This is a genomic window from Photobacterium pectinilyticum, assembly GCF_024357955.1.
In the GTDB taxonomy this organism is placed as follows: domain Bacteria; phylum Pseudomonadota; class Gammaproteobacteria; order Enterobacterales; family Vibrionaceae; genus Photobacterium; species Photobacterium pectinilyticum.
In genome coordinates, this window is sequence record NZ_JANEYT010000014.1 from 67,173 (window position 1) to 92,879 (window position 25,707).

20 protein-coding genes are annotated in these 25,707 nt (G+C 40.8%); 12 read left to right on the forward strand and 8 right to left on the reverse strand.

The features are described 5' to 3' along the window. Positions 1–184 precede the first annotated feature (184 nt). The 5 genes from rbsB to NHN17_RS08525 all read right to left on the reverse strand — a co-directional run bounded on the left by rbsB (position 185) and on the right by NHN17_RS08525 (position 5,647). Complete coding sequence (gene rbsB / locus NHN17_RS08505; protein WP_255041862.1) at positions 185–1,063, reverse strand: ribose ABC transporter substrate-binding protein RbsB; 879 nt, start codon at positions 1,061–1,063, stop codon at positions 185–187. Between the two features lie 229 nt (positions 1,064–1,292). After that, complete coding sequence (gene rbsC, locus NHN17_RS08510) at positions 1,293–2,276, reverse strand: ribose ABC transporter permease (protein ID WP_255041864.1); 984 nt, start codon at positions 2,274–2,276, stop codon at positions 1,293–1,295. Continuing rightward, positions 2,273–3,778, reverse strand: coding sequence for a ribose ABC transporter ATP-binding protein RbsA (rbsA, locus tag NHN17_RS08515; protein ID WP_255041866.1), 1,506 nt, complete (start codon positions 3,776–3,778; stop codon positions 2,273–2,275). Before rbsA ends, rbsC begins: the two co-directional genes overlap by 4 nt. Positions 3,779–3,818: 40 nt before the next feature. Next, complete coding sequence (gene rbsD / locus NHN17_RS08520) at positions 3,819–4,238, reverse strand: D-ribose pyranase (RefSeq protein ID WP_255041867.1); 420 nt, start codon at positions 4,236–4,238, stop codon at positions 3,819–3,821. Positions 4,239–4,852: 614 nt separating this feature from the next. Further along, positions 4,853–5,647, reverse strand: a complete 795-nt coding sequence (locus tag NHN17_RS08525) for a TOBE domain-containing protein (protein WP_255041869.1) — start codon at positions 5,645–5,647, stop codon at positions 4,853–4,855. A gap of 594 nt (positions 5,648–6,241) precedes the next feature. Between NHN17_RS08525 and NHN17_RS08530 the strand changes: the two genes are divergently transcribed. The 3 genes from NHN17_RS08530 to NHN17_RS08540 are packed head-to-tail and all read left to right on the forward strand — an operon-like array spanning position 6,242 to position 8,854. Then, positions 6,242–6,643, forward strand: coding sequence for a hypothetical protein (locus tag NHN17_RS08530; protein WP_255041871.1), 402 nt, complete (start codon positions 6,242–6,244; stop codon positions 6,641–6,643). Between the two features lie 52 nt (positions 6,644–6,695). Further along, a complete protein-coding gene (locus tag NHN17_RS08535) occupies positions 6,696–7,889 on the forward strand; it encodes a cytochrome-c peroxidase (protein WP_255041872.1) in 1,194 nt (397 codons plus the stop codon). After that, positions 7,886–8,854: a hypothetical protein gene (locus NHN17_RS08540; protein ID WP_255041874.1), complete on the forward strand. Its 969-nt coding sequence runs from the start codon at positions 7,886–7,888 to the stop codon at positions 8,852–8,854. Before NHN17_RS08535 ends, NHN17_RS08540 begins: the two co-directional genes overlap by 4 nt. A gap of 58 nt (positions 8,855–8,912) precedes the next feature. On the opposite strand, the gene NHN17_RS08545 is transcribed toward NHN17_RS08540, so the two are convergent. After that, a complete protein-coding gene (locus tag NHN17_RS08545) occupies positions 8,913–9,398 on the reverse strand; it encodes a VOC family protein (protein ID WP_255041875.1) in 486 nt (161 codons plus the stop codon). Between the two features lie 245 nt (positions 9,399–9,643). Between NHN17_RS08545 and NHN17_RS08550 the strand changes: the two genes are divergently transcribed. Then, positions 9,644–10,801 (forward strand): winged helix-turn-helix domain-containing protein, encoded by a 1,158-nt coding sequence (locus tag NHN17_RS08550; RefSeq protein WP_255041889.1) that lies wholly within the window; start codon positions 9,644–9,646, stop codon positions 10,799–10,801. A gap of 7 nt (positions 10,802–10,808) precedes the next feature. On the opposite strand, the gene NHN17_RS08555 is transcribed toward NHN17_RS08550, so the two are convergent. Further along, positions 10,809–11,105, reverse strand: coding sequence for a hypothetical protein (locus NHN17_RS08555; RefSeq protein WP_255041877.1), 297 nt, complete (start codon positions 11,103–11,105; stop codon positions 10,809–10,811). A gap of 314 nt (positions 11,106–11,419) precedes the next feature. Between NHN17_RS08555 and NHN17_RS08560 the strand changes: the two genes are divergently transcribed. The 3 genes from NHN17_RS08560 to NHN17_RS08570 all read left to right on the forward strand — a co-directional run bounded on the left by NHN17_RS08560 (position 11,420) and on the right by NHN17_RS08570 (position 15,865). Beyond that, on the forward strand, positions 11,420–11,677 hold the full coding sequence (locus NHN17_RS08560; RefSeq protein WP_255041878.1) for an HP1242/YdcH family protein: 258 nt from the start codon (positions 11,420–11,422) through the stop codon (positions 11,675–11,677). A gap of 261 nt (positions 11,678–11,938) precedes the next feature. Then, positions 11,939–12,229, forward strand: a complete 291-nt coding sequence (locus tag NHN17_RS08565; RefSeq protein ID WP_255041879.1) for a carboxymuconolactone decarboxylase family protein — start codon at positions 11,939–11,941, stop codon at positions 12,227–12,229. A 303-nt stretch (positions 12,230–12,532) separates the two neighbouring features. After that, entirely contained in the window at positions 12,533–15,865 is a 3,333-nt protein-coding gene (locus NHN17_RS08570; RefSeq protein ID WP_255041881.1) for a DUF5107 domain-containing protein, read from the forward strand. 98 nt (positions 15,866–15,963) lie between these two features. Here the strand turns inward: NHN17_RS08570 and NHN17_RS08575 are convergent, their stop codons facing one another. After that, positions 15,964–17,160, reverse strand: coding sequence for an ROK family transcriptional regulator (locus NHN17_RS08575; RefSeq protein ID WP_255041882.1), 1,197 nt, complete (start codon positions 17,158–17,160; stop codon positions 15,964–15,966). A 532-nt stretch (positions 17,161–17,692) separates the two neighbouring features. Between NHN17_RS08575 and melB the strand changes: the two genes are divergently transcribed. The 5 genes from melB (at position 17,693) to NHN17_RS26040 (ending at position 25,527) form a co-directional block, all read left to right on the forward strand. After that, positions 17,693–19,054, forward strand: coding sequence for a melibiose:sodium transporter MelB (gene melB / locus NHN17_RS08580; protein WP_255041883.1), 1,362 nt, complete (start codon positions 17,693–17,695; stop codon positions 19,052–19,054). Positions 19,055–19,074: 20 nt separating this feature from the next. Beyond that, positions 19,075–22,146, forward strand: coding sequence for a DUF8487 domain-containing protein (locus NHN17_RS08585; RefSeq protein ID WP_255041884.1), 3,072 nt, complete (start codon positions 19,075–19,077; stop codon positions 22,144–22,146). 270 nt (positions 22,147–22,416) lie between these two features. Continuing rightward, positions 22,417–23,838, forward strand: a complete 1,422-nt coding sequence (locus NHN17_RS08590) for an L-fucose/L-arabinose isomerase family protein (RefSeq protein WP_255041885.1) — start codon at positions 22,417–22,419, stop codon at positions 23,836–23,838. Positions 23,839–23,844: 6 nt separating this feature from the next. Continuing rightward, complete coding sequence (locus tag NHN17_RS08595) at positions 23,845–24,873, forward strand: L-rhamnose/proton symporter RhaT (protein ID WP_255041887.1); 1,029 nt, start codon at positions 23,845–23,847, stop codon at positions 24,871–24,873. Between the two features lie 546 nt (positions 24,874–25,419). Next, entirely contained in the window at positions 25,420–25,527 is a 108-nt protein-coding gene (locus NHN17_RS26040; RefSeq protein WP_373689553.1) for an AraC family transcriptional regulator, read from the forward strand. The last annotated feature ends 180 nt before the right edge of the window (positions 25,528–25,707 follow it).

Consider the following 25,707-nt stretch of genomic DNA (forward strand, 5'->3'; position numbering starts at 1 on the left):
CTTTCTCATTCTCATTGGCCAAAATGTATGGCTTAGCAGTAGGGAGGGAGCTGTTTGCTAAACGACAGATTTTGAACATTTTCTGGGTTGTTGGGAGGCAGGATAAAACTCGAAGCTCCGTTATATCCTGCCCGGCTATTGGCTTTGAACCTATCGCCTATCGCTTCTGGCCTCGTGCCTTCTCTTATTCTGAAATCACTTTCAGAGGCACAGGGATGTTTGTTTCAACCTGCTCGCCTTTTAGCACCTTGTCGGCAGTTTCGACACCCAATGAACCAATTAGATCAGGCTGCTGAGCGATGGTTGCGCCAAGCATGCCGCGTTTAACCGCTGCGATGCCGTCTTCAGTACCATCGAAGCCGACGATTAGGACTTCTTTGCCTGAAGCCTGAACAGCGCGAAGGGCACCCAGTGCCATTTCATCGTTCTGGGCAAATACCGCTTGAACGTCTGGGTTCGCGGCAAGCATGTTTTCCATTACGTTAAGACCTTTGGTGCGGTCGAAGTCAGCTGGCTGGCTTGCTAGCAGTTCCATACCGCTACTATCAACCGTTTGCATGAAGCCTTTACCACGTTCGCGAGCAGCAGAGGTGCCAGCGATACCTTCTAGTTGAATAACGCGAGCTTGTTCACCCACTTTTTCCATGATGTATTTACCGGCCATCTCCCCACCTGCAACGTTGTCAGAAGCGATGTGGCTGACTACTTCTCCACGGCTTGCACCACGGTCTAGTGTTAGGACCGGGATCTTCGAGCGGTTTGCCATGCGGATGGCATTGGAAACGGCATCAGAATCGGTTGGGTTGATAAGTATTGCCTTCACACCACGAACAGTAAGATCTTCCACGTTGGATAGCTCTTTGCTTGGGTCGTTTTGTGAGTCAAGAACAATCAGGTTATAGCCCAGTTCTTTTGCTTTGGCCTCAGCCCCTTCCTTCATGGTGACGAAGAATGGGTTGTTCAGCGTTGATACGACCATAGCCATCGTGTCCTGCGCGGCAGCCGTAGAGCTGAATGACGCTGACAGTACGGCGGCAGAGATCAGGGTAGCTAACTTTTTCATTCTATATTCCTTTCTATATATGTCGGGTAAAGGCGGGCAGGGGGCTACCCGCGCACAGAAGTTGTGGTATACCAACTTACATAAATATTTGCTCAGTCTTGCAGGTTAAAATCGCTGTTCTCTGTGTTAGAGATTTTATAATTAGAACCACTAGTTACTGCAATCTCTGCCTTGATAACAACGATTTTTCCTGTGCAAATCCTTGGTCAACTATTTATCCAGATTGGTATTACTTATTTTTATTATCTACAAGGACTGCCAGCAAAATTACCACTGCTTTTGCAATCATTTGGTAGTAGGAGGAGACATCCAATAGGTTAAGGGCGTTGTTCAAGAAGCCGATGATCAGTGCACCAATTAGAGTACCCATGATGCGGCCTTTACCACCGGCTAGGCTGGTGCCGCCAAGAACAACAGCTGCGATAGCATCAAGCTCGTAGCCCATACCAGCTGTAGGCTGCGCTGAAGACAGGCGAGAAGTCACGATGATACCGGCAAGTGCGGCAAGCAGACCACAGATGGCATAAACCCCAATCTTGACGCGATCCACATTGATACCCGATAGGCGAGTTGCTGATTCGTTACCACCCAGGGCGTAGATGTAGCGACCGAAACGGGTGTGATTTAGTAGGTACCAGATTGCAGCAAATACAATCACCATCAGCCAGATTGGCACAGGGATACCCATAGCGTAACCCGTACCGAACCATGCAAAGCTGTCGGCAACATCAGTAAAGCCTGTTGAGATTGGTCGACCATCGGTGTATACCATGGTCACACCACGCAGCAGCGTCATGGTAACCAGTGTCGCGATGAAAGCCTGGACCTTACCTTTGGCGATAATCACACCACTTATCGCACCCAGCGCGGCACCGGCTAGCAAGGCAGTCGGTACGGCGATCAGGACTGGGACCTCCATGCCAATCAACGTAGCGGCGAAGGCACCACACAACGCAAGGACGGAGCCAACACTCAGGTCAATACCCGCAGTCAGGATAACCAGAGTCATACCCACGGCAATAATGGCATTCACTGAGGTCTGGCGCAGAATATTCAGGATATTGTCGACAGTGAAAAAGTTCGGGTTCAGGAATGACACCACGACAATAAGGAACACGAGGGCAATCAGAGACTTCTGTTCGATTAGCCATTCTTTGCTAAATAGCTTGGTGCTACCAGTGTTTTGTTGTTTGGTCATAGCGTTGCTACTCATGCTGCTACCTCGTTGATTTGTTTACCCACAGCGCAGGCAAGAAGTTTTTCTTGGTCGGCATCTTCAGCCATGAATTCGCCACTGATTTTACCTTCGTGCATGACCAAAATACGGTCACTCATGCCGAGTACTTCCGGCATCTCAGAAGAAACAAGAATGATGCTCATCCCTTCTGACTTGAATTGGTTGATTAGCTGGTAGATTTCTTTTTTGGCGCCGACATCAACACCGCGAGTCGGTTCGTCCAGGATCAGAACTTTAGGCCTAGTCATCAAACCCTTAGCGATAGCGACCTTCTGCTGGTTACCGCCAGACAGGTTACCGATGATTTGGTTATGACTTGGGGTCTTGATGTTAAATAGACGAATGAAATCTTCTACAGCCGTCACTTCGTCGTAGTGTTGAAGCTGGACACCTTTTGACAGTTGCTCCAGTGAACAAATCGACATGTTTTCTTTCACGGATAGGCCGAGGATCAGACCCTCACCCTTACGATCTTCAGAAATATAAGCGATGCCATTGGCTAGACCGTCTTGTGGACTTAATGGATTGATTGCTTTGCCATCAAGAACGACATCACCGGATTCACGCTTGAGTGCACCGTAAATGACTTTCATCAATTCGGTGCGGCCAGCTCCCATTAGGCCGGAGATCCCCAAGATCTCACCGCGATCCAAGGTAAAGCTGACATCTTTGACCCCAGCACCATTAAGGCCTTTTACTTCAAGGCAAGTAGTGCCATGTTTTGCATCGACGCGAGGGTATTGTTCGTCGAGACGGCGGCCAACCATCATCTCGATCATGGTGTCTTCATCAATATCAGCAACGGCGCGTTGACCGATGAATTTCCCGTCGCGAAGCACTGTTATGTCATCACAGATCTCGAATATCTCTTTCAAGCGGTGGGAGATATAGACAATGCCTGTGCCTTCATCGCGCAACTCATTGATCACTTTGAACAGTGACTCTGTTTCGGTGTCGGTGAGAGCGTCTGTCGGCTCATCCATGATGATGACTTGGGATTTGAAGGACAGGGCTTTGGCAATCTCTACCATTTGCTGTTCGCCAAGGCTCAGCTCACCAAGCAAGCTACGCGAGCTGTGCTTAACATTCAGGCGTGCCAGCAGGGCGTCGGCTTCCCTGTACATCTGTGACCACTTGATACCACCAAAAGAGTTGGTTTTTTCGCGGCCAAGATAGATATTCTCGGCAATGGTCAATTCAGGGATCAGGTTTAACTCTTGGTGAATGATACTGATACCCGCTTCTTGCGAATGGCGTGGACCATTGAAGTTGACGGTTTCACCCTGATAGCGAATTTCACCTGCATCCATGTGATAGATGCCGGTCAATGCTTTCATGAGAGTTGATTTACCTGCGCCGTTTTCACCCATCAAGGCCATGACCTTACCTGGGTAGACATTCAGGCTGGTTTTATCCAAGGCTTTGACGCCGGGAAAAGCTTTTTCGATGTCCTTGAGTTCTAGAATTGGCTGAGTCATAGGGAGTCCTTGCAACTAGGCCTTGAAACCACAGGTGTGCTTAAAAAACAACGCCGGATTGGAAAATGACATTGGCATACGGGGTACATTCACCCGTGCGGATCACCGCTTTACTGCTTTGGGTGTGTACTTTAAATGCTTCGTGAGGAACATAAGTGATGTTGATTGTTTTTCCGCACATCGCTTCTTCTTCGTTAAGTAGGGCAATCAGTGTATCGTGGTGATCAGGGCTGGCTTGCTTGAATTCTTCTGCCATCACCACACCTTCAATCTGCATTTCGCCTAACAAGGCTTTAACCGTTTGGATGAAAGTCGGGACACCTGGAATAAGGGCAAGGTCAATACGTTGGGTTTCATCTGGAATCGGTAAACCTGCGTCACACACAGTGACTTCATCGGTATGGCCGAGAGTAGCGACCAAATAAGACAGCTCAGAATTGATGAGTGCGCTCTTTTTCATGCTTGCACCTTAATTATTGATGGTGGTGATGCTTCTAATGTCGTGCCAACCTTGGCTGCGTTATCTGTGTCATAAATCGCCATCGAAACGATTACGCAAACGTTTCGATGGCTGAGAATATAAAAGCAAACGTTTCGATGCGCACTAAGAATGGTTGAAAAATGTGATTGGTCTCAGAAGAAATATGCTTTTAATTTATGTTTTGTGTGCGTTGTCAAGAAATCTATGCAGGGGAGGATGTGATTTTTGTGTAAGGTTTTGCAAAGGCCGCGACTTTACTTTGATATCGGGTATGCTAAAAGCGTATTATTATGCCGTGCTCGCTCTTTAATCACCTTAATGGACTGCTCGTGATGGTAATCGTACTTCAGCTTCAACCTGTTCTTCTTAGCATTGCCCCAGTTTCGGTGGCTGTTATGCTGTATGCCATGAAGAGCAAAAAATTGTGGCTGATGAGAGTGTCATTGATAGGGATGGTGATTTCTGTCTTTCTGCTGTTTGCATTTCAGTATCTGGATTATCGTTATCTGGAAAACTGCCTGTTACAAGGGGAAGTCTACAACCCTTTTCAGAGTTCCTGTATCAAATTCAATTAGCGATTTATTTATGCCAAGTTAGCTCAGGGTTGCCAAGATTACCTGGGCACTGGAGAAAACGGCATAGGCTTCACTCCCAATACAAAGCTGTGAAACATCTTCGCTCCCTTTATCAATTAGGGCACAAATCTCATCTTCCTGATTCAGGGTTAAAGTAACTTCGACTGAGTTGTCATCTTCCTCGATAGCTTTTATTTTCCCTTTTAACCAATTGTGATCTGATAAGTCTTCAGTTTTAGAGGAGGGCAATTTGATATCAATGGCTGGTCCTTTGATAAGGGCAACAACATCTTTACCCGGTTGAAGGTTTAACCGAATTGTACTGCCGTGGGTGACAGTGGCTGTAAGCTTTATGTCTTCTTGTAAGACGACCGTGATCTGATCATGGAGCGCATGGTTTTCTATTTTTGCAATGGTACCAAAAAGTTGATTTCTGGCGCTGGTTTGCAATGACAATTTACTCATGACACCCAGTAAGCTGTGCAGTGGTACAGACTCATCATTAAGCGCTTCCAATCCCATGGATTGGATTTGATCAAGCAGTTCGTACATTTGTATCAGTCTTTGCCCGCGGTGAGTGAGTGAAGCACCGCCACCACCTTTTCCTCCCTTTTCACTTTCGATAAGTGGGGATTCAGACTGGTTGTTCATTTCTCTAATAGCATCATAAGCAGCTTTATAACTGATCCCGGCTTGTTTGGCTCCTTGGCTAATCGAGCCTGTCGATGAAATCGCTTTCAATAGGGCGATACGACGAGGATTAGCGAACATTTTTCCTTGTTGTGACAAGGTAAGAATTGCGTCGAAAACCATAGTGTTATCCAACCCCCTTTAGCCGTTGTGTCAGATCATAAACCGCAGTGATGCTTTGCCGTAGAGTATACCCGATTTTATGTAGTGATTGATTTATAAAACAAAAATAATCAAGAAATTAATGGAGATGAAATGATCAGCCCTTGTCTATTTAAAGTTTTATCAGTTTGTCTTATCTTGAATGCACCATGAGCACATCGTCAGCCCTCCGTAGTATCAACAACGTTAACTTTGATACCGACTTTTCTTATCTTATTCCGAGATGTAATAAAGATTTTAATTTTGAACATGGCTAAATAACCACGAGTGGATTAAGGTTATAAATGGTGGTTATTGACCAATAAATTATGCATCAGTGCTTGGTTATTCTTTATTTTGTTGCGCCGCTTCACAAAGTAAATTTTGCTACAACTTTGAGATGTTTCTCAATAGCATTTTTTTATATTTATATGTTGGAAATATTATGTTTGAAGTTTAATGGTTAACTTGTCTGAAATTTTTTGATTTATTATGTCATAGAATTAATAAGTAATTATAAATACGAAGATTATGATTAAGTTTAACAACAAAATAATACTGCATGGTGATTTTTTTATGATTTGGAGTCCAAGCTTCATCATTTTTTTTAGTGTATTTTTCCATAATGCATTTGCTAAATCACCAGAGAATAATGAGGCTGTGAGTGAGTTTGGCTGGATGGCACAACGTGTTCAGCAAGCTGAAGATCTACCACTTAACCAGATACATAGTTGGCAATTGATGATCACTGATGACAAAGGTGTTGCGATGAACTGCAGTCCACAGCCAGTGAGAGGGGGAATGCCCGCTCATCGACATGGCTTACCTACCCAGCCGCAATGGCATCATGGTAAAGAGGCTGGAAGTTATCGAATTGATGGTTTGAAATTTCAAATGCCAGGCCTATGGCAAGTTGTCTTTTCGTGTAAGGACGACAGAGAGCGTGACCATGAATTTACTTTTGAGTTTATTCTTTAAATTTTTCATTTATTTATCTCTGTGCACGATTGTAATTGGGTGCTTGGATGAAATGCCGGCTTCTCGTCATGGCTGGAGTCAGCTCGAATTGAAACAACTTCAGTCATTACAACTATCTAGCTTACCACCTGTAACAGATCCCGGTAATGCGTATTTAGCTAATGATGCGGCTGCAGCACTAGGGAAAAAGCTGTTCTTCTCGTCACAGTTAAGCCGAAAAGGGGATATGTCTTGCGCTCATTGCCACCAACCTAAATATTATTTCACGTCAGGCAAACCAGTTGACGGTAAACGTAATACTCCCACTGTGGTTGGTGCTGTTGGTTCTACTTGGCAATTTTGGGATGGTCGGGCCGATAGTCTGTGGTCTCAAGCATTATTTCCGTTAGAAGATCCCACTGAACATGCGCTAACCCGGCTTGAGGTAGTCCACGTTGTTCTGGACTACTTTTTAGATGATTTTAAGGCAGCATTTGGTAAAACCGCATCGTTAGTAGAACTGGTTGAAGAACAAAGCTCACTGCCAAAGCAAGCGTCTCCAGTAAATAGTATTGAAAATTGGCATCGTTTAACGAAAGCTCAGCGCAATAGAATTAATCAAACATATGCCTTGGTGGGGAAAGCCTTGGCAGCCTATCAAGCACGCTTGATGCCTGCTGTTTCAAGGTTTGATCGGTATGTCGATGCTATTGTCGAAGAGGATTATATATCAGCGAGCCAATTGTTGAGCCCAGCTGAAGAAGCAGGGCTTAGGCTATTTATTAGTGATAGCGGGCGATGCGTACGTTGTCACAGTGGCCCCATGTTTTCTAGTGGCGACTTTACAACAACAGCAGTACCGGGAAGTCACCGAGATGAAGGGCGTTTAGCCGTCATTGCTCAGCTATCATCCAATGAGTTCAACTGCCTTAGCCGTTATGCTGACAAAGGTGAAGGGAGTTGTGATGAGCTCATTTACTTAAAAACAGACGGGGAAGAGTTGCGCCATGCGTTTAAAGTACCTTCCCTGAGAAATATCACCCTGACCGCTCCATATATGCATAATGGCTCATTTGATCATCTCAGCGAGGTATTGGATTACTATAATCGTTCCCCTCGCAATGGCTTGAATCATACAGAACTAGAGCCGCTATACCTTTTCCCATTTCAACTTAAACAGCTCGAGCAATTTTTATCATCACTTGAAAGTGGAATAGCCCCTTCATCGGTGTGGGGACTAACTCACAGCAAGGAGAAAAAAGAATGAAATTGATTTTACTCTTCGTTTTTGGTTTATTTTCATTACCAACGTGGGCTCATGTTCGGTGGTTTGTTAACTCGTCGGAGTATACGGATGCCACTTTACCTGTTGATATATTATTTGCCTCTATTTTAACCTTTATTCTTGGGTTTTGTCTTATTGCCTCATTTATTACCCGAAGAGGTTTGTTGGGCCCGATTACATCAAATCCCGTAATGACTGATACCTATTTTTTCTGGCGTATATTAACCGTTGTTATGGCATTGTTTTTTATTCTTAATGTTGTATTTGGCGAGTTTATTGCGCCGAACCTACAATTAAACACAGGCCAAGAATTGATTGGTATTATTCTGCAAATTGCGGTGGCAACGGTTATGGTGTTTTCTGTCACCATCAGTGGTATCGTCATAATATTAATTGCGGCGGCTTCGAGTATATTATTGCCTTTTTCGGCTGTTATTGATTACTTGCCTGAATTGTTAGGAATTGGTGGCGCACTGATACTGATTGGTCCCTATATTTCGCCGTTTGATAAAAAAATGTTTTCAGGCCTTGTATACCCACTGGGTGGTCGACAGGCGGCAGTAAACTTGTTGAGAATGATGTTGGGTTTACAATTGCTGATATTAGGGATTCATAATAAATTGATGTTGCCAGGTTTATCGCTTACTTTCCTTGATATGTACCCTTACTATAATTTCTTTCAACTATTCGGATGGGAGAATTTCACCAACCATCATTTTGTTTGGTTTGTCGGATTAAGTGAGGCGCTGCTTGGCTTGATGTTGATACTGGGGTTAGCCAACCGGTTAGTGGTGGGGTTACTGGCAACAATTTTTCTTATCACTACCTATGTCGCAGGGCCAAAAGATGTGTTGGGTCACATGCCTATTTTTGCTATCGCTTTCATCTTGTTATGTGAGTCGGTAAATAATACTGCCAATGTATTGCCATTGAAGACGGCGAGTTGATGCTAAATGAAATGACAAAGCCAGCCTTAAAGAGGCTGGCTTTTCTTGATTTAATCCGTTACTCGTAATCAGACGCGTAAGTTTCTTCGTAAGTGTGAGAGTAAAGCTCAAACAGGTTACCGAACGGGTCTTCTAGGTAAACCATTTTCGCTGGCTTGTTATCATCTTCTGGGTGATAGCGCATGATGTCCATACGTACTTTTCCGCCGAACTTTTCAACTTTCTCAATAACACCTGCAAAATCATCGGTTTGAAGACAAAAGTGGAAAATGCCGAGGCGCGAGAAATCGACTTCGTGTCGCTCTTGGCGCTCTTTCATTTCAAATAGTTCAACACCAATACCATCACTGGTGACTAAGTGGGCAATGTTGAAGCCTTTAAAACCTTCGCCAAATACGGCGATACACATTCTGCCGATAGCTGTCTCACGCTCTTCAATAACTTTGGTGTTGCCCATAACGATATTAAGGCCAAGAGCATTGGTATAAAACTCTACTGCTTTATCCATATCACCGACCATGATACCAACGTGATTCATTTTCATAATTTGCTCCAGACTCTGATGATTGTTGCGTGATTCGTTTTGATGGAGTGAGTATATGGAGAAATAAATATTAAGTTAAATTATCATAGATTATAAAAATGATAATTTTAAATTATCATTATGAGTGGCGATAACTCTATCTGTGTTGTGTAAATGTTAATTCAACATAGACAACCATGGACAAGCCTAGTAACAAGGGTGAAAATCGAAAGGTGTTCAAAGGAAATGCAAGTCGCGAAGTCATTATGAAGTCACTTTCTATCTCTGAGGCAAGGAAGCTTGTTTTGCTTTCTCAAGGTCTTTCGCCTAAGCAACTCAAAGGCCATGCATTGTCAAAGACCCTATCGGTATTTTGTCGGTTAGGTTATGTACAGATAGATACGATTTCTGTTGTTCAGCGTGCTCACCACCATACCCTGTGGAGCCGTAATCAGGATTATCGGTTAGGTCATCTTGATCAGTTAGTTGCAGATAGAAAGGTGTTTGAGTACTGGTCCCATGCTGCATCTTATTTGCTGATGGATGACTACCGATTTACTTTACCCCGTAAGCTCGCCATAAAGTCAGGAGTCGAAAATCATTGGTACCGAAAAGACCCGAAGTTGATGGCCAACGTACTCAGCCGCATTGAAATTGATGGCCCGTTAATGGCGAAAGACTTTGAGTCTCAACGGACAAACAAAAATGGTTGGGCAAGTAAGCCGACCAAGCAGGCGTTGGAAATGCTCTATATGCAGGGAGATTTGATGATCTCTGAGCGCAGAAACTTTCACAAAGTGTACGATTTAACGGAGCGTGTACTGCCAAAGGGTATTGATGCCTCTGTTCCTACGCAGCAAGAGCACGGTCGATTTCTTGTTTTTCGTTACCTAAAGGCTAACGGCTTTGGTACGTTAGCCGAAATGACTTATCTTCTGAAGGGAGTGAAAGCGCAAGTAAAGTGCGTGTTGGAGCAGTTGCTTGAGAGCGGTGAAATCGAGAAGATCATAATCAGCGATGACGAATACTTTACCTGTTCAGAGTCTTTGTTCTTGCTGAATACAAGATTGACTCGTAAGCATGCGAGAATACTGTCTCCCTTTGATAACATGCTCATACAGAGAAATAGAACCAGTACTATTTTTAATTTTGATTATCAGCTGGAATGTTACGTGCCAGCACCTAAGCGTAAATTTGGGTACTTTTGCTTGCCAATATTGTGGGATGGCAAACTTGTTGCCAGAGCCGATTGTAAAGTCAACAAACCAGCTTCAAAACTTGAATTGATGCATCTGTATGTCGAGCCTTCTTTGAAAGAGCGTGACGCTTTTTTAGCGGCGTTAGCACAAGAGTTGCAGGCCTTCACAAAATTCAATCAATGCGGTGAATACTCTATCCAAAAAGTGTCGTATGACTTTTATTGAATTATCACTACCTTTTGTTGTACTTCGCCTTTCTCAACAAAATCTTTTCGAGATCTCGAATGGCCGTTGATAACTTTATTCCGCTGGTGATAAATCCATGTTCATGGAACAGGATGGAAGGGATCCGCTTCAAGTTATACTTGTTACAATCCGCTGCTGTTGTGATGACGAATTCTACACCGGCGAACTCAATATCATGTATCCAGTTCAGCTGATGCTCTGAACAAACAACAGTCACACGGCCGACTTGCTCCGCTTGGCAAGCAATGTCATACATGGAGTGTTGTGGCTGTAATTTAAACATGCCATCCCTTTAAATCGTGTACTGGGTATAATTATTCTACTGTCTTTTGAATGAGTTAAAGTTAGAGTTATGTCATTTGATGATGTGTTCATTAACTAGCGGGGAGCTAAAAACGCTGAAGGTTATGGTAATGCTGTAAGAGGCTGAGCGCTTTTTGACTATGATGGGCAAGATACCATAGCGCCACTTCATGGGGAGCATCGATTGATAGGTAGCTTTACAACGATATTTCACTCGCGATAAAAGCTAGGACACAGTTTTTCATCTATGTAGACTCTATACTAGGTTGTATGCCAACGAATGAGGGAATGCCGATGCTAAATGAAAACCATGCGTTTATTTTAGATTTTCCAGAACTCAAATTAGATATTGTTCAGCTCAACCACGATGATCCGACGTTCAAAGCCGAACTTCAGCGCTACCATGAACTTGATTATGACATTCGTCAGTTGGAAATCTCAGGTAGCCCAATTGATGACACCAATATGCATGATTTAAAACACCAGCGTATGGTTTTAAAAGATGTGCTTTATAAACAACTCACCAAACACCATGAGCAGGCCAGTAACTAATATTAATCGAATTAGCCTGATTAAAGCCTCGTGGTATACCCGAGAATCTGGAAGTTACTTGGGTATATCACGAGGCTTTATGGTTCATACTAATTAATAATCAAAAATGCTTTATCTGTATAGTTCGATTTGATGAGATATTGTTATTTAAGTGATTGATAAATGGTTTTTTTTGTCAATTATGTCTATCTAAGTTACCCTCCTGTTTTTATGCTACTTTATACCTATTTTCAAGTGGCATTAAATTACCAAGGAGGGGATATGTTAGGGAAACATCAGGAAACTTATGGTGCGTTCTATCGCTCGACCCACGACAATGAGCACCTAGATACTAAAACAGAGTTACTAGTCGGTCTCGCGGCGGCAATGGCAATGAATTGTCTGCCTTGTACTAACTATTATCTCAAGCAAGCCAAAAAGGCTGGTATCACCCAGGGGGAGATCTCAGATGTGACCGCTAAGGTCATGGCGGTATCTGCCGGACAAAAAAAGCTCCAGATGCAGGAAGTACTAGAGCGGTACGAAATCGATTTAAGTACTTTTTCGAAGTAGTTTGTCATCGTGAATGTAAGGCGAACTGAATGTTCGCCATTTTTAGGGGCTCTATGATAATTCAGCCATTTCGGCAGTTAGAGCAGATATCTTTGGCATGAAGCTTGTGTATGTTGAGAATAAATGTGATCGCTTTTCCTGCGTTACTGACTAGCCCAGAAACCAAGCTCTGTTGCCTTATGCGCTGACCTCTCACTTTTTCGTTAACTTTATTTAGTAAAGTTCGTGACTGGTTGTTGAGTGTCTAATGCTGACACCTCATACACTGTTATCAAGTAAAGTAACAGATGAGGGGATATGGCAATGAATAACGCCGTACAAGCGTGGATTGAAGAGGTGGTTCTTTCGACTTATGAAGTTGGAGACGTGGATCCTAATCCACTGTTTCTAGAAAGCCGTGTGTATCAGGGATCATCAGGAAATGTGTATCCATACGGTGTGATTGACAGTATTTCAGATGTGAAAACGGATAAAATCTATCAGGCTATTTTCATTGAAAATGATTATATACGGGTAATGTTATTGCCTGAACTTGGTGGGCGTATCCATCGCGCCTATGACAAGGTGAAACAACGAGACTTTGTATATTACAACGACGTCGTTAAGCCAGCTCTCGTTGGGTTGCTTGGGCCTTGGATTTCAGGTGGTATTGAATTTAATTGGCCACAGCATCATCGCCCAACCACTTTTATGCCAGTTGACTTCAAAATTGAACATCATGATGACGGTTCTGCCACAGTGTGGATGGGAGAAATCGAGCATATGTATGGTTTGCAGGTGATGGCTGGCTTCAAACTGTATACAGATAAAGCACTTATTGAAATCACCGGTAAGGTGTATAACGGTAATGAAACTCCTCGCCAGTTTTTGTGGTGGTCAAACCCTGCAGTCAAAGGGGGTGATGATCATCAGAGTATATTCCCGCCAGATGTCACCGCCGTTTATGATCACGGTAAGCGTGATGTGTCGGATTTTCCCATTGCGACCGGTGAATACTATAAAGTGGATTATTCTCCGGGTACTGATATTTCTTGCTATCGGAATTTACCTGTTCCCACCTCTTATATGGCTGATAAATCGGCTTACGATTTTGTTGGAGCGTATAGTCATTCTGAGCGAGGTGGCTTGTTGCACATCGCAGATCATCATGTGTCGCCGGGTAAAAAGCAATGGACTTGGGGTAACTGTGATTTTGGTCTCGCCTGGGATCGTAATCTGACGGATCATAATGGTCCTTATATTGAATTGATGACTGGGGTTTATACCGATAACCAACCAGATTTTACTTGGCTGGATAGCTATGAAGAAAAGCAATTTGTCCAAAACTTCCTGCCATACAGTGATCTGGGAGTCGTTCATAATGCAAATACTCAGCTGGCACTAAATTTAGTACGCAGTGAAAAAGGTGGCCGTAATACTGTTAGGTGGGGGGTGTATGCGATTGGATGTCTTGACCGTTGCGTTGTCAGCATTCAGGGGGATAACGATGAATACCTTAACCAGCGAATTAGTCTGAAACCAACGCAGTCAGTAAATGGGACACTCATTATTGACGAAGTTGGTCCATTGACAATTAGGGTGACCGACGAAGATGGAGCACCTGTACTTAGTTATACCGAGCAACAGATAACGGATATTCCTATTCCGGAACCAGCTACCGCACCGGAAAAACCGGCAGATGTATCCAGTATTGAGGAGCTCTATTATATAGGCCAGCACTTAGAGCAATATCACCATGCTACACGGTTACCAGAAGCGTATTATCATGAAGGGCTAGTTCGTGACCCGAATAACTATCTATGTAATATTGCGCTTGCAGCTATGGCGTTTAATCGGGCAGATTATCCACAAACTGTAATCTATTGTGATGCTGCGTTAACTCGGTCACATAAATTTAATAAAAACCCTATGTGTGGAAAGGCAAGCTTTTTACGCGGTTGTGCTAGGGAAAAACAAGGATTACTTGAACTTGCTTACAGTGATTTTTACAAGTCAACCTGGAGTGGAAATTGCCGCGATATAGGTTTTTATGGTGCCGCTCGTATAGCTATGCGACAAAGAGAATATTTACAGGCGCTTGAGTTGGTGGAGAAAGTGTTGCGGTTTAACGGTACGCATTACCAAGCAATGGCAATGAAAGCGTTATTACTTGATAAATTGGGTCGTCAAGACGCTGCACAAGCGTACATTGACCGTCAACTAGTTCAGTACCCTTTAGCGTATGCGCTTGTTTTCCAGAGGTGGTTGATGAAACGTGACGCTGAACTTTTAGCGAGCTTTCAGCAGTTGACGTCGGGCCGGACAGTTAATGCGATTCACTTGGCAAATTTCTACCTATCGTTAGGTGAAGGGGCACTGGCTTTGGAGGCATTAGAGCGTATTAAAAGCCAAAGTGGTGTCTTATGGTTCTATAAAGCATTTCTTTTGGGGCAAATAAATACACCTCAGGGCAACCTGTTTAATCAGGCTGAGCAGCAATTTAATCAAGATGTGTTGTTCCCTAATACTCTAACGGAAGTGATGGTGCTGCAGGCATTTGATGGACATTACTTTGCTCACTATTTACTGGGGTGTTTCTTTTATGCCAAGCGTGATTACATGCAAGCGGTAACACACTGGCAAAGGAGTATTGATCTCAATCGTGAATTTGCTCCGTCATATCGTAACTTGTCAGTGTATAGTTTTAATAAATTGTATGATCCGACACTGGCGTTAGATTATATGGAACGTGCCTTCGAGTTTGCCCAAGAGGATGCTCGGGTGCTGTTTGAACTTGATTACCTTCGCAAGATGAACGCTCAGTCACCACAGCAACGTTTGGATAAGCTTGAACTGTCGTTTCCTTTGGCACTTAAGCGCGATGACCTCACCGCCGAGTTACTTAACCTATACAATGTTACCGACCAGCTTGGAAAAGCGCGCTCATTGCTCCAAGAAAGGGTTTTCCATCCTTGGGAAGGAGGGGAAGGTAAAGTGACTGGGCAATATATTGTTAACCAAGTGCGCCAAGCATTTGGTGCTATCCAGAATGGACAATATGATTTAGCCATTAAGGTATTAGAGGCTTCACTGACCTACCCGTTGAATCTAGGGGAAGGGCGCCTTGTTGGACAGAGTGATAACGATATTCACTTTTGGTTAGGCTGGTGTTATAAGCAAGTTGGTAAGAAAGATCTTGCCGATCATCACTTGGAGTTAGCGACACACGGTACGTTGGAAATTGGTCAGAGTCGCTATTACAACGATCAGCCTGCGGACTATTTGTTTTACCAGGCAGCAGCGTTAAATCTTAAAGGTGACAAGACGGTTGCCCGGAAGGTATACGAGCATATGATCAATTGGGCGCATGATCATAAGAAGGATCATGTGGAGCCGGACTTTTTTGCTGTCTCACTTCCGGATTTGATTGTTTTTGATGCGGATCTTGATACCGAGCAAAATTGTCATTGTGAGCTTGTCGAAGCAATGGGCTTATTAGGGTTAGCGATGGTGGATAATCAATCATTGGATGCCTTTCATGCGGTCATCGAAACGTTGATTAAACGTAAGCCGGATCATACGAAGGCGAATATGTTCAAAGATGTTGCAACTCTAGTCGGTCTTTTTAGAGCAGAATCTTCTGTTTGTAGAATGTGAGTTGCACGTGATGTGACTTTGAACTGATTCGATCAAATGTAGATATTAAACGAAAATTCTTTAGCATATATCTTCAGGCAGCCTAAGGGCTGCCTTTTCTACATTAGGCTATCAAGCTCTTTCTCTACCCATAGGTAACAGATCCCAAGCAATAACTGTTCATCGGTCAACATGCCAAAGCGGATCTGTGTTTGCTCCCGACTAAGCGAGGAGTCTGATTCAAATGGGTTCGTTAGGGTTTGACTAGTGATAGTTTCAAGCCATTTTTCGCCAAATTGACAAGTGGATCCGTAAAGGATTATCTGGTTAATATCGAGAGTGACTAGAAAGTTATATAACGTTTGGCCAATCGCTTTTGCTGCCTGTTGCATAATACGTTCAGCTAAAGAGTCACCTGCGTGATAGCGTTTGAGGATGGTATCGAATGATACGGCTTGTTGCTGAGACATATTATTATAGCTCTGCTCAATCGCTTTAAGAGAAGCTAATGTTTCCAGACATCCTCGTCGCCCACAACCACACATTTCGCCATTAAGAGATATTGTGGTATGGCCTATCTGACCACTGCCGAAGTGTTTGCCACGGTATATATCATTGCCAATTAAGAATGAGGAACCAATGCCATAATCAATATTCAGAATACAGTAATCGTTTTCTAGGTTACTCCCCTGCCACTTTTCTGCAAGCGCAATCATGACGCAATCATTGTCTATCAGTACATCTACATTTAATCGCTGTTCTAATAGGTATTTAAATTCAACACTACCAGACCAAGGAGCTTGGGACATTTGGAGGGAAGCTCCCGACTTGGTATCTACCTGACCGTGGCAAGCCAAAGCAAGACGGTAAGGGCGTTGGCCTGCAGCTTGTCGCGCGGCCACAATAATAGCAATGATGCTTTCTAGCATCGCTTCAGGTGTGTCAGGACTGATCGAATGGACGAACAAATTTGATATCGGGCGGATCTCGTTATCAGCGACGATAGCTCGTAATTGCTTGGGTGAGATATAAACACAAACAGTGTCATGTTGGTTTTTTGAAACGCGAAAAATACCTTTGTGGTTTCCTCTCGTAGCGTTTATTACATGATGCTGCTCAATCCAATTATCTTGCAACAAACTAGCAAGGATATTGGTTACAGCAGGAATAGATAGTTGAGTTAACTTTGCTAGCTCCGACTTGCTGAGTCCTTTGTAGTGATAAAGGAGCTTGAGAATCTGACGCCGATTAAATTGCCGGATATGTTTCGGGCTAATCCCTTGCTCTGTTGTGAGCTCTTTTAAATGAGTTGGCATGATTGATATGCAAAAATAGTTGAATAATATGAGAGAGTAAAAGTAAGTTTATAGAAAGGAAATAGAAATCGAACAATAATTTTAAGATTGAGGTGTACGTAGGGATTACAGAATTGATGATGGCTAAATTTATTCCTGGTTAAATTGAGTGTTTTTTTACTCTCAGAGGACGTTCTATGAGATATTGATACTCATTTGTGTTTACAGTTACGAAAAAATCTGGTTTGAATTTTTTATTAATTCCATTTTTAATGACTCTTTTGTCAATATACAGATTTTTATCATGCTTTTTGTAGTTGCTTAGAAAGTGAGTGTTAGATCAAGCACTTTACTTAACTAACATTAGTAAACTTTGTGACATTTATGAAAACTATATCACAAGATTCAGTTTAACCTGTTAAGTATTGAATAGTATAAAATTAATTAAAAAATAATTAATTACAAAATAGTATTTAATAAATTGTTTTTATGTGATTTATGGTTTAGAGAAATAAAAAATAGAGTGATAATTTTAAATGCTTAAGGGGCGTTTATGAAAAATATCAGTATCAAAGAGAAGGTTTCTTATGGAATCGGGTCGATAGGTGCCAATTATGCTTGCGCTATTATATATATCTACCTGATGTTTTACTATACCGATGTAGTTGGCATTTCTACTGCATTTATCGGTACTTTATTCCTTATTGTCAGAGTTATAGACGCAATAACTGATCCAATAATGGGAATGATTGTTGATAATACAAAAAGTCGATTTGGTAAATTTAGACCATGGATCTTAGTTGGTACCTTGGTTAACTCGGTTATGTTAATCGCTGTATTCAGTGCTCACCTAGTCGATGGGTGGTTACTATATGGTTATGTATTTGTTACTTATATACTTTGGGGTATATCTTTTACGATTCTTGATATTCCATTCTGGTCAATACTTCCTGCTTTAACAAAAGTTCGTTCAGACCGGGAAAAAGTTGTTGTTTGGGTACGTGTTGCTGCCAGTATTGCATGGATGACAACGGGAGCATATGGACTCACGGTAATTAGCAAGTTAGGAGAGGGTGACCAAGGTAACGGCTTCTTGGTTTCGGCTTTTATAATTGTGGCACTGTTCGTAATTTGTAGTTTTATTATGGTAAAAAACGTTAAGGAAGCTTATACACCTGAAAGCCAATTTAAGAAGTTTACCGTAAAAGATGTCATCGGTATTATTAAGCATAATGATCAATTAAAAGCTTTAATTGGAACCGTACTGACGTTTAATATTGCGGGTCAGCTAATCAGCGGTTTTGCGATTTATTATTTTACATACGGATTAAATAAACCTCATTTGTTCCCAATCTTTATGCTTGTTTCAGGTTTTGCTGAGATTTTAGGGATTGTTTCTTTTCCATATCTGTCAACTTTATTCTCTAGACGGATTATGTGGTTTTTAGCATGTTTCTTCCCTATCGGCTGTTTTGGTGTGCTGTTTATCTCAAGCGTTTTCAGTCCTGAAAGTGTCATCCTTGTCGGTGCTGCTGGTTTCATGTTCAGGCTTGGTAATGGTTTTGGTAACGGCCTATCTACTGTGATGCTGGCTGATGTTGTCGATTATGGTGAGTATAAAACAGGTAGACGAAGTGAGAGCATTATTTTTTCAGTACAGACAATGTTAGTTAAATTCTCTGCGGCATTTGCAGGATTTTTTATTGGCATTGGACTTTCAATTGTTGGCTATGTTCCTAATATTGAGCAGAGTGAAAGCGCTATTGTCGGTATAAAAATACTGATGTTATTACTACCGGCAATTCTTATGACTTTGAGTGCTATTGTATATAAGAAATACTATTTGATGAAAGATGGCTTTGACCCAGAATCTTTACCTGACAGTAATAATAAAGAAATAGTTGTAGTGAGTTGATGAAAACTCTTGGAGTACTTATGCCTAGTTATGATTTAAGTGGTACATGGTTATATAAATTAGATCCAAATGATGTTGGTGATTCTGAATCTTGGTTTGTTAATTTTAATGAAGATGGTGAGCTAAAATTTCCTGGCACACTTTCAATAAACAAGATCGGTGAGCCTCAATTATTTACCGATGAATTTAATGAAGAAAATCTACATTGCTTGAGAGATAATTATAAATATCTTGGTGCTGTGTGGTTAAAGAGAAAAGTCTTTATTGACCAGAAAGTTGATAATGCAAAATATAAAATAATTTTTGAACGATTGAATTATAACAGCAAGTTGTGGATAAACGGTAATTTCGTTGGAAATACTATCTCTCTTTGCGTTCCTCATCAATATGATGTCAGTCAGCTATTAGTAGCTGGACAGCACAACGAGATTTGCGTGTGTATTGATAATCGAGATACGCAAGAACTTGGTATTTTAGCCAGTGCTTATACTGATGATACACAAACGATGTGGAATGGCATTGTTGGAGATTTGCTTATTAAGGTCTGTGATGAACGAAAAGTAGAAAGGCCCAAGATAAGTATAGATAATGATCGGGATGTCGTAGAGTTTACTCATATACTCCCTCCAAAAGCTGAGTTTCCGATAGAAGTTAGTATTGATGAACTTGATATTAATCATACCTTTGAAGAAAGCTCAGTTATAGATAATAAGATCAAGATTTATATTCCTTTATCGTGCTTTACTCAATGGAATGAGTTTAATCCTAAACAATATGAGTACCGTATAGTAACTCCTCTTCAAGCTGATACACATCAAATTGCTGTTCGACAGATAAAAACTGATTCTGATGGGGTGCATATTGGTGGTAAGCATATTTTTCTAAGAGGTACATTAGATTGTTGTATTTACCCTCTTACTGGCCATCCACCTTGCGATGTAGAAAGTTGGAAACGTGTAATGAAGACCGTAAAAGATTATGGTCTCAATCATATTCGTTTCCACTCTTGGTGTCCTCCTGAAGCGGCATACTTGGCTGCCAATGAGCTAGGTGTATACTTGAATATTGAGGGACCCATCTGGCTCGACTACTGTATGAACAGGATTGTGGGTTCTTTCCCTCAACATCGAGACTTTATTAAGTCTGAGGCTCAAAGAATTCTGAAAGAGTATGGTCATCATCCTAGTTTCTGTTTTTTTGCTAATGGTAATGAACTGAGAGGGGATTTCTCAATCCTTAGAGATGCTATTGCTCCACTAAAAATAGAATACCCTAATATTCTTTTTACTCTTACAAGTAACTGGGATCGTGACATTGAGTCTTACGATGACTTCTTTACATCTCAAAGTGTTGGTGGTGTTGGTGTTAGAGGTCAATATTTCCTTGAGGATCTAGTTAGAGGCACGAAACTCGAATTCTCACAAGGATCATCAAATTCACCCGTACCGGTTGTTTCTCATGAAGTTGGCCAATATTTGGTTTATCCAGATATGGCCGAAATAGACGATTACACAGGTGTCCTTAATCCAATTAATTTGAAGATTATTAAAAAAGATCTAGTGGAAAAAAAACTCATTTCACATGCTGAGGAATATAAGCTTGGCTCGGGCCAATTAGCTAAAATGCTGTACAAGGATGAAATTGAAGCAGCTTTGAGAACCCCTAATTTTGGTGGAATTCAGCTGCTTGATCTTCATGATTATCCTGGTCAAGGTACTGCAACTATCGGTATGTTGAATGCTTTTTGGAAAAGTAAAGGTATTGTTAGTGGTACCGATTTCCGTGAGTTTTGTAATGATGTTGTGCCATTATTAGAACTGGAAAAAAGAATTTACAAATCAGGTGATTCACTTAGCTTTACGCCTCTTATTTCAAATTATAGCAATAGAAAATTGGATAAGGTTAAAGCTGTTATTAAAATATACCAAAGAGATAAATTAATAGAAAGTGTTCCTCTTTTTGTAAATGAAATTAAGCAAGGACAACTATATCGTTTTGAAGATTATACTGTAACCTTGAAAAATTGTAGCTCAACAAGCCCTGTAGAGTTATCGTTTGAAGTAGAAGGAACGGAATATAAGAATCGTTGGATGATATGGGTATTACCAAAAGCTGCCAATTTATCATGTTGTGAATTAGTGAATAATAAAAAAGTATTTGTTTTTAATACTTTTAATGAGCTAGTAATTAAAAAACTGGAGCAGGGAGAAGATGTCCTTATTGTTCCGGATGTTAATTGTCTTACTTCGCCAAAGCCAGGCACATTTTTTCCAGTATTTTGGAGTCCTATATGTTTCTCTAGTGAGGATTCATTAGGACTTATAATTGATCACGAATCTGATATGCTGTCAATGTTCCCAACGGAAAAATATATTAATTATCAGTGGAAAAGTTTACTAGAAGATTCTGTTAATATTGACTACTCATCAATGGGTGTTACTTTTAAACCAATTATTGATGTAATACCTAACTATTTACACAATGCTGCAAGGACTAATTTGTTTGAAGCAAATGTACTTAATGGTAGAGTTATTTTTGCAGGTTTTGACTTTTTTGATGAGCTTAATACCGATCCTGTTGCCTCATGTCTGTTGAGCAGTATTTTGTCTTATATGGAATCACCTAATTTCGAACCGGGTAATCACCTAACGAAAGAGCAGATGTTGACTCTTTTCAAAGAATCAATAAGTAGTAATCATGACAATGATTTAGCCTATCGTAAACCAGCTATTGCGGATTGTTACCGTGACCAGTCAACACTTCCACATAAAGCCGTCGATGGTAAATGTATAACCGGTTGGTTTGCTTCTGAATATGAGGCTGGGCACTGGTGGCGTGTAGATTTAGGCAAGGTTAGTACGATCAGCGAAATCGAGATCGAGTTTAACCATGATGCGTTATATGAATACACCATTGCAGGTTCTGTTGATGGTATTGATTTCAAAAATATACATCAATTGGTTAATCCTGAAGTTTCATTTAGAACGCAAAATCATTCAATTTGTGGTGAATGGCGTTATATCCGAATAACATACGATCGAAGGATGGGATCTATAGCCGCTGGGCATCGAGCATTTCGAGTTTTTGGCTAGAAACATTAAACTATAATCTTTAAATATATAAAATCCCTGGTGTTTCCAGGGTTTTTTATAAAATATGACACCACTTCGACTATCATTATATACGATTGATTTAGGTTAGTCTGGCTATCAAATTTTCTAATATGAGACGTGGATCGTCAATATCTTCAGATAAATACCTACCATGCAAAGTAATTTAGAAAAAATCAAAGGTTTTAATCTATACGGCTTGCTATCGTTCGTAATCTTAGCGTTACATTTATAATAGCAAGGAAATATAGAATGGATAAAATTAAAATAGGATTATTTGGAATAGGGCTTGATACTTACTGGGAACAATTTGATGGCTTACATGAACAATTGAACCAGTATATTAAAACGGTATCTATGAAAATCCATGAATTAGGATTTTCAGTATTAAATGCAGGTTTGGTTGATACTGTTAGGCAGACTGAAGATATAGAGCATAAATTTAAGAGTGAGCAGGTTGATGTTTTAGTTTTGTATATAACAACATATGCACTGAGCTCAACTGTTTTACCACTAGTTCAGGCGATTGATAAGCCAGTTATCGTGTTAGCACTTCAGCCAGAGAAACAATTACCGTATAAAGAAATAAATAAATATGATGATCGTGCCACTAGAACAGGGAAATGGCTCGCTCATTGCCAAGCATGTGCCGCTCCGGAGCTAGCAAGTGTTTTTAATACGGCTAAAATACCGTACGAAATGATCGTAGGATATTTAGAAGAAAATGATGTTTGGTCAGAAGTTAGCGATACATTGAATGCTTTTACAGTAAAAAAACAGTTGAGTAAAACAAATATTGGTGTTCTTGGTCATTATTATAATGGCATGGTTGATGTTTACTCTAATAAACGACTTTTAAGTTCAAAATTTGGTGTTCGATTTGACGTTATAGAGATGTGTGAACTTGTTGAAAAAAGGCGTGCTGTATCTACTGAAGAAATTGAAATTAAGTACAAAGAGCTAGAGTCAAAACTATCGGTAAATAATCAATGTGAAAAATTTGAGATCGAAAGAGCTGTCATTACTTCTGTTGCACTTGATAAACTTGTGAATGCCCACCGTTTAGGAGCAATGGCTTATTATTACGAAGGTTCCACTAATTCAGAACATGAGAATATTATCACTTCAGTAATTCTCGGTAATACACTTTTAACATCTCGGGGTATACCTATTGCTGGAGAATATGAAGTAAAGAATGTCATTGCGATGAAAATCATGTCTTTATTTGGTGCTGGAGGATCATTTTCTGAACCGTATGGAATGGATTTTGAAAATGATAAAGTTATTTGGGGCCATGATGGGCCAGCTCATATTGAAATGTCTGAGGATGTCGTAAGTTTAGTCCCCCTACCTGTATATCATGGTAAACCTGGTAAAGGGGTATCTATACAGATGAGTGTGGCCAAGGGACCGATAACTATTTTATCTGTAGTTGAAAATTCTGATGGAGATATCGTTCTTCAGTATGCGGAAGGAAATTCAACAGATGGAAGCGTACTTGATATTGGAAATACAAATAGCAATTATAAATTTGACTTAAGTGCAAAAGAATTCACAACTAAATGGTGTCTAGGTGGGCCATCACATCATGCTGCAATTGGGAAAGGTCATCTAGGTAATAAAATAGAAAAATTAGCTAATTGTCTAGAAATAAAAACGAATAGAATTTCTTAGGAGGTAATGATGGAAGGCTCTGTCAATTTAGGTATTATATATCACTTTTTAGGTGCTCTTGCAGCTGCATCATTCTATATTCCGATTGCAAAAATAAAAAATTGGAGATGGGAAATATCTTGGTTTATAAATGGCATTGCATCTTGGATTGTTATGCCAACATTGGTAACGTTTTTGATTATTCCAGATACGTTAAGTTTCTTATTAGATGTTAAATTTAATGATATGTTTAAGACATATATTTTTGGTGCTTTATGGGGAGTTGGTGGTTTAACGTTTGGTATGACGTTAAGATATTTAGGGCTTTCTGTTGGTTATGGTGTTGCAATAGGTATAACCCTCGTTGTTGGAACTTTAACACCAGTCCTGCTTAACGGCACCATAATGGAGATAATCTCAACCACTACGGGATTATTTGCTATTTTAGGTGTTATTATTGCTGTTATGGGCATAGGTGTAACATCACTGGCTGGATATAAAAAAGAACAATCTACTAAAAAAACAAATTCAGAGTTTAACCTCAAAAAAGGGATAATTATAGCAATTGTATGTGGTGTAATGAGCTCATTTATGGCATTTGCAATTGAGGCTGGAGCCCCAATACAGGAGCTGGCGATTGAGTATGGCATCGACCCTCTTTACCAAGTTATGCCTAGTTATATTTTTATAATGCTAGGTGGATTTACAACCAATACATTATATTGTTTATTTCAGGCTAACAAGAACAACTCTGTAAGTGAAATACTTAACGATAAAACGGATAGAAATAAAAATATCGTACTTGCTTTTACTGGTGGTATTATTTGGTATATGCAATTCTTCTTTTATGGTTGGGGACATGTAGAGTTGGTTAATTCTGAACTTGGCTTTGTTAGTTGGACATTCCATATGTCTATGTTAGTTCTTTGCGGTGGTATTTTTGGTTTTGTGTTGAAAGAATGGATAGAAGTTCCAAAGAAAACAAAATTAACTCAAGTTTCAGGAATGATGATTTTAGTCCTATCTACACTTATTATTGGGATAGGAGCAAGTTAGATATAATATATAAAAGGTCTTCATGCAGATAAGTGCCAGGTTATATTGACTGGCATTTTGTCTAATTTTCCGAAACAGGTCGTCTGAATAGAATAAATCTAGCTTCTTGATTGTAGATAGCACGGCTGCAGATAGATGCTACGGTGATACAGAAGCATATCGTAGTAAACATGAGATGAATATAATGTAGTGGAGACCAAAGAAAATAATATTGCGTAGAAAATCGTACCTGATATCAGCCTAATAATCACTGTTCTTGTATCGATATCTCTCCAGTATAAGGCTATTATGAATGCCGAAAGTACTGGCATATTATAGAGCCCACTTAATTGCCGCAACATTGCGATGATTGACAAATGGTTCATGAATATCACAGAAGTAAAGTGTTGCCGATGAGTTTAGCGTGCTGTTAAACGTACTTAAGCTTGTCCCAAGCATAACTCCCGCAAATGTACTGCTCAGATAGCTAGGTAATAGGTCACCCACCAGTCGTCCATACGCAACAGCACCGATGGGGCCATAGAGTTTGCAGGTACGAACAACACAATATGTGAAATCTCTTTAAGTGTAGGTTACTCATCGTCATCGGTTTTTTGTCGGAATTTTAAAAAAATACTAGGTATATCCGCTTCCTCAATTCGTAAGCAGTGGTAAGGTTAGGTGAGGTATATAAGCTAAGAACTATGTTACTAATTGCGAATTTTTCTGTAGTTCTGAATGGTTACGTTCGGTGTTGTGTTTAACTGGGGTGTTAATCCAGGGTGAGATCACGAACGTTTTCTGACCAAATTCTGTAAGTTTGACCGGCAGATCGATTTATGATCTTATACTCCC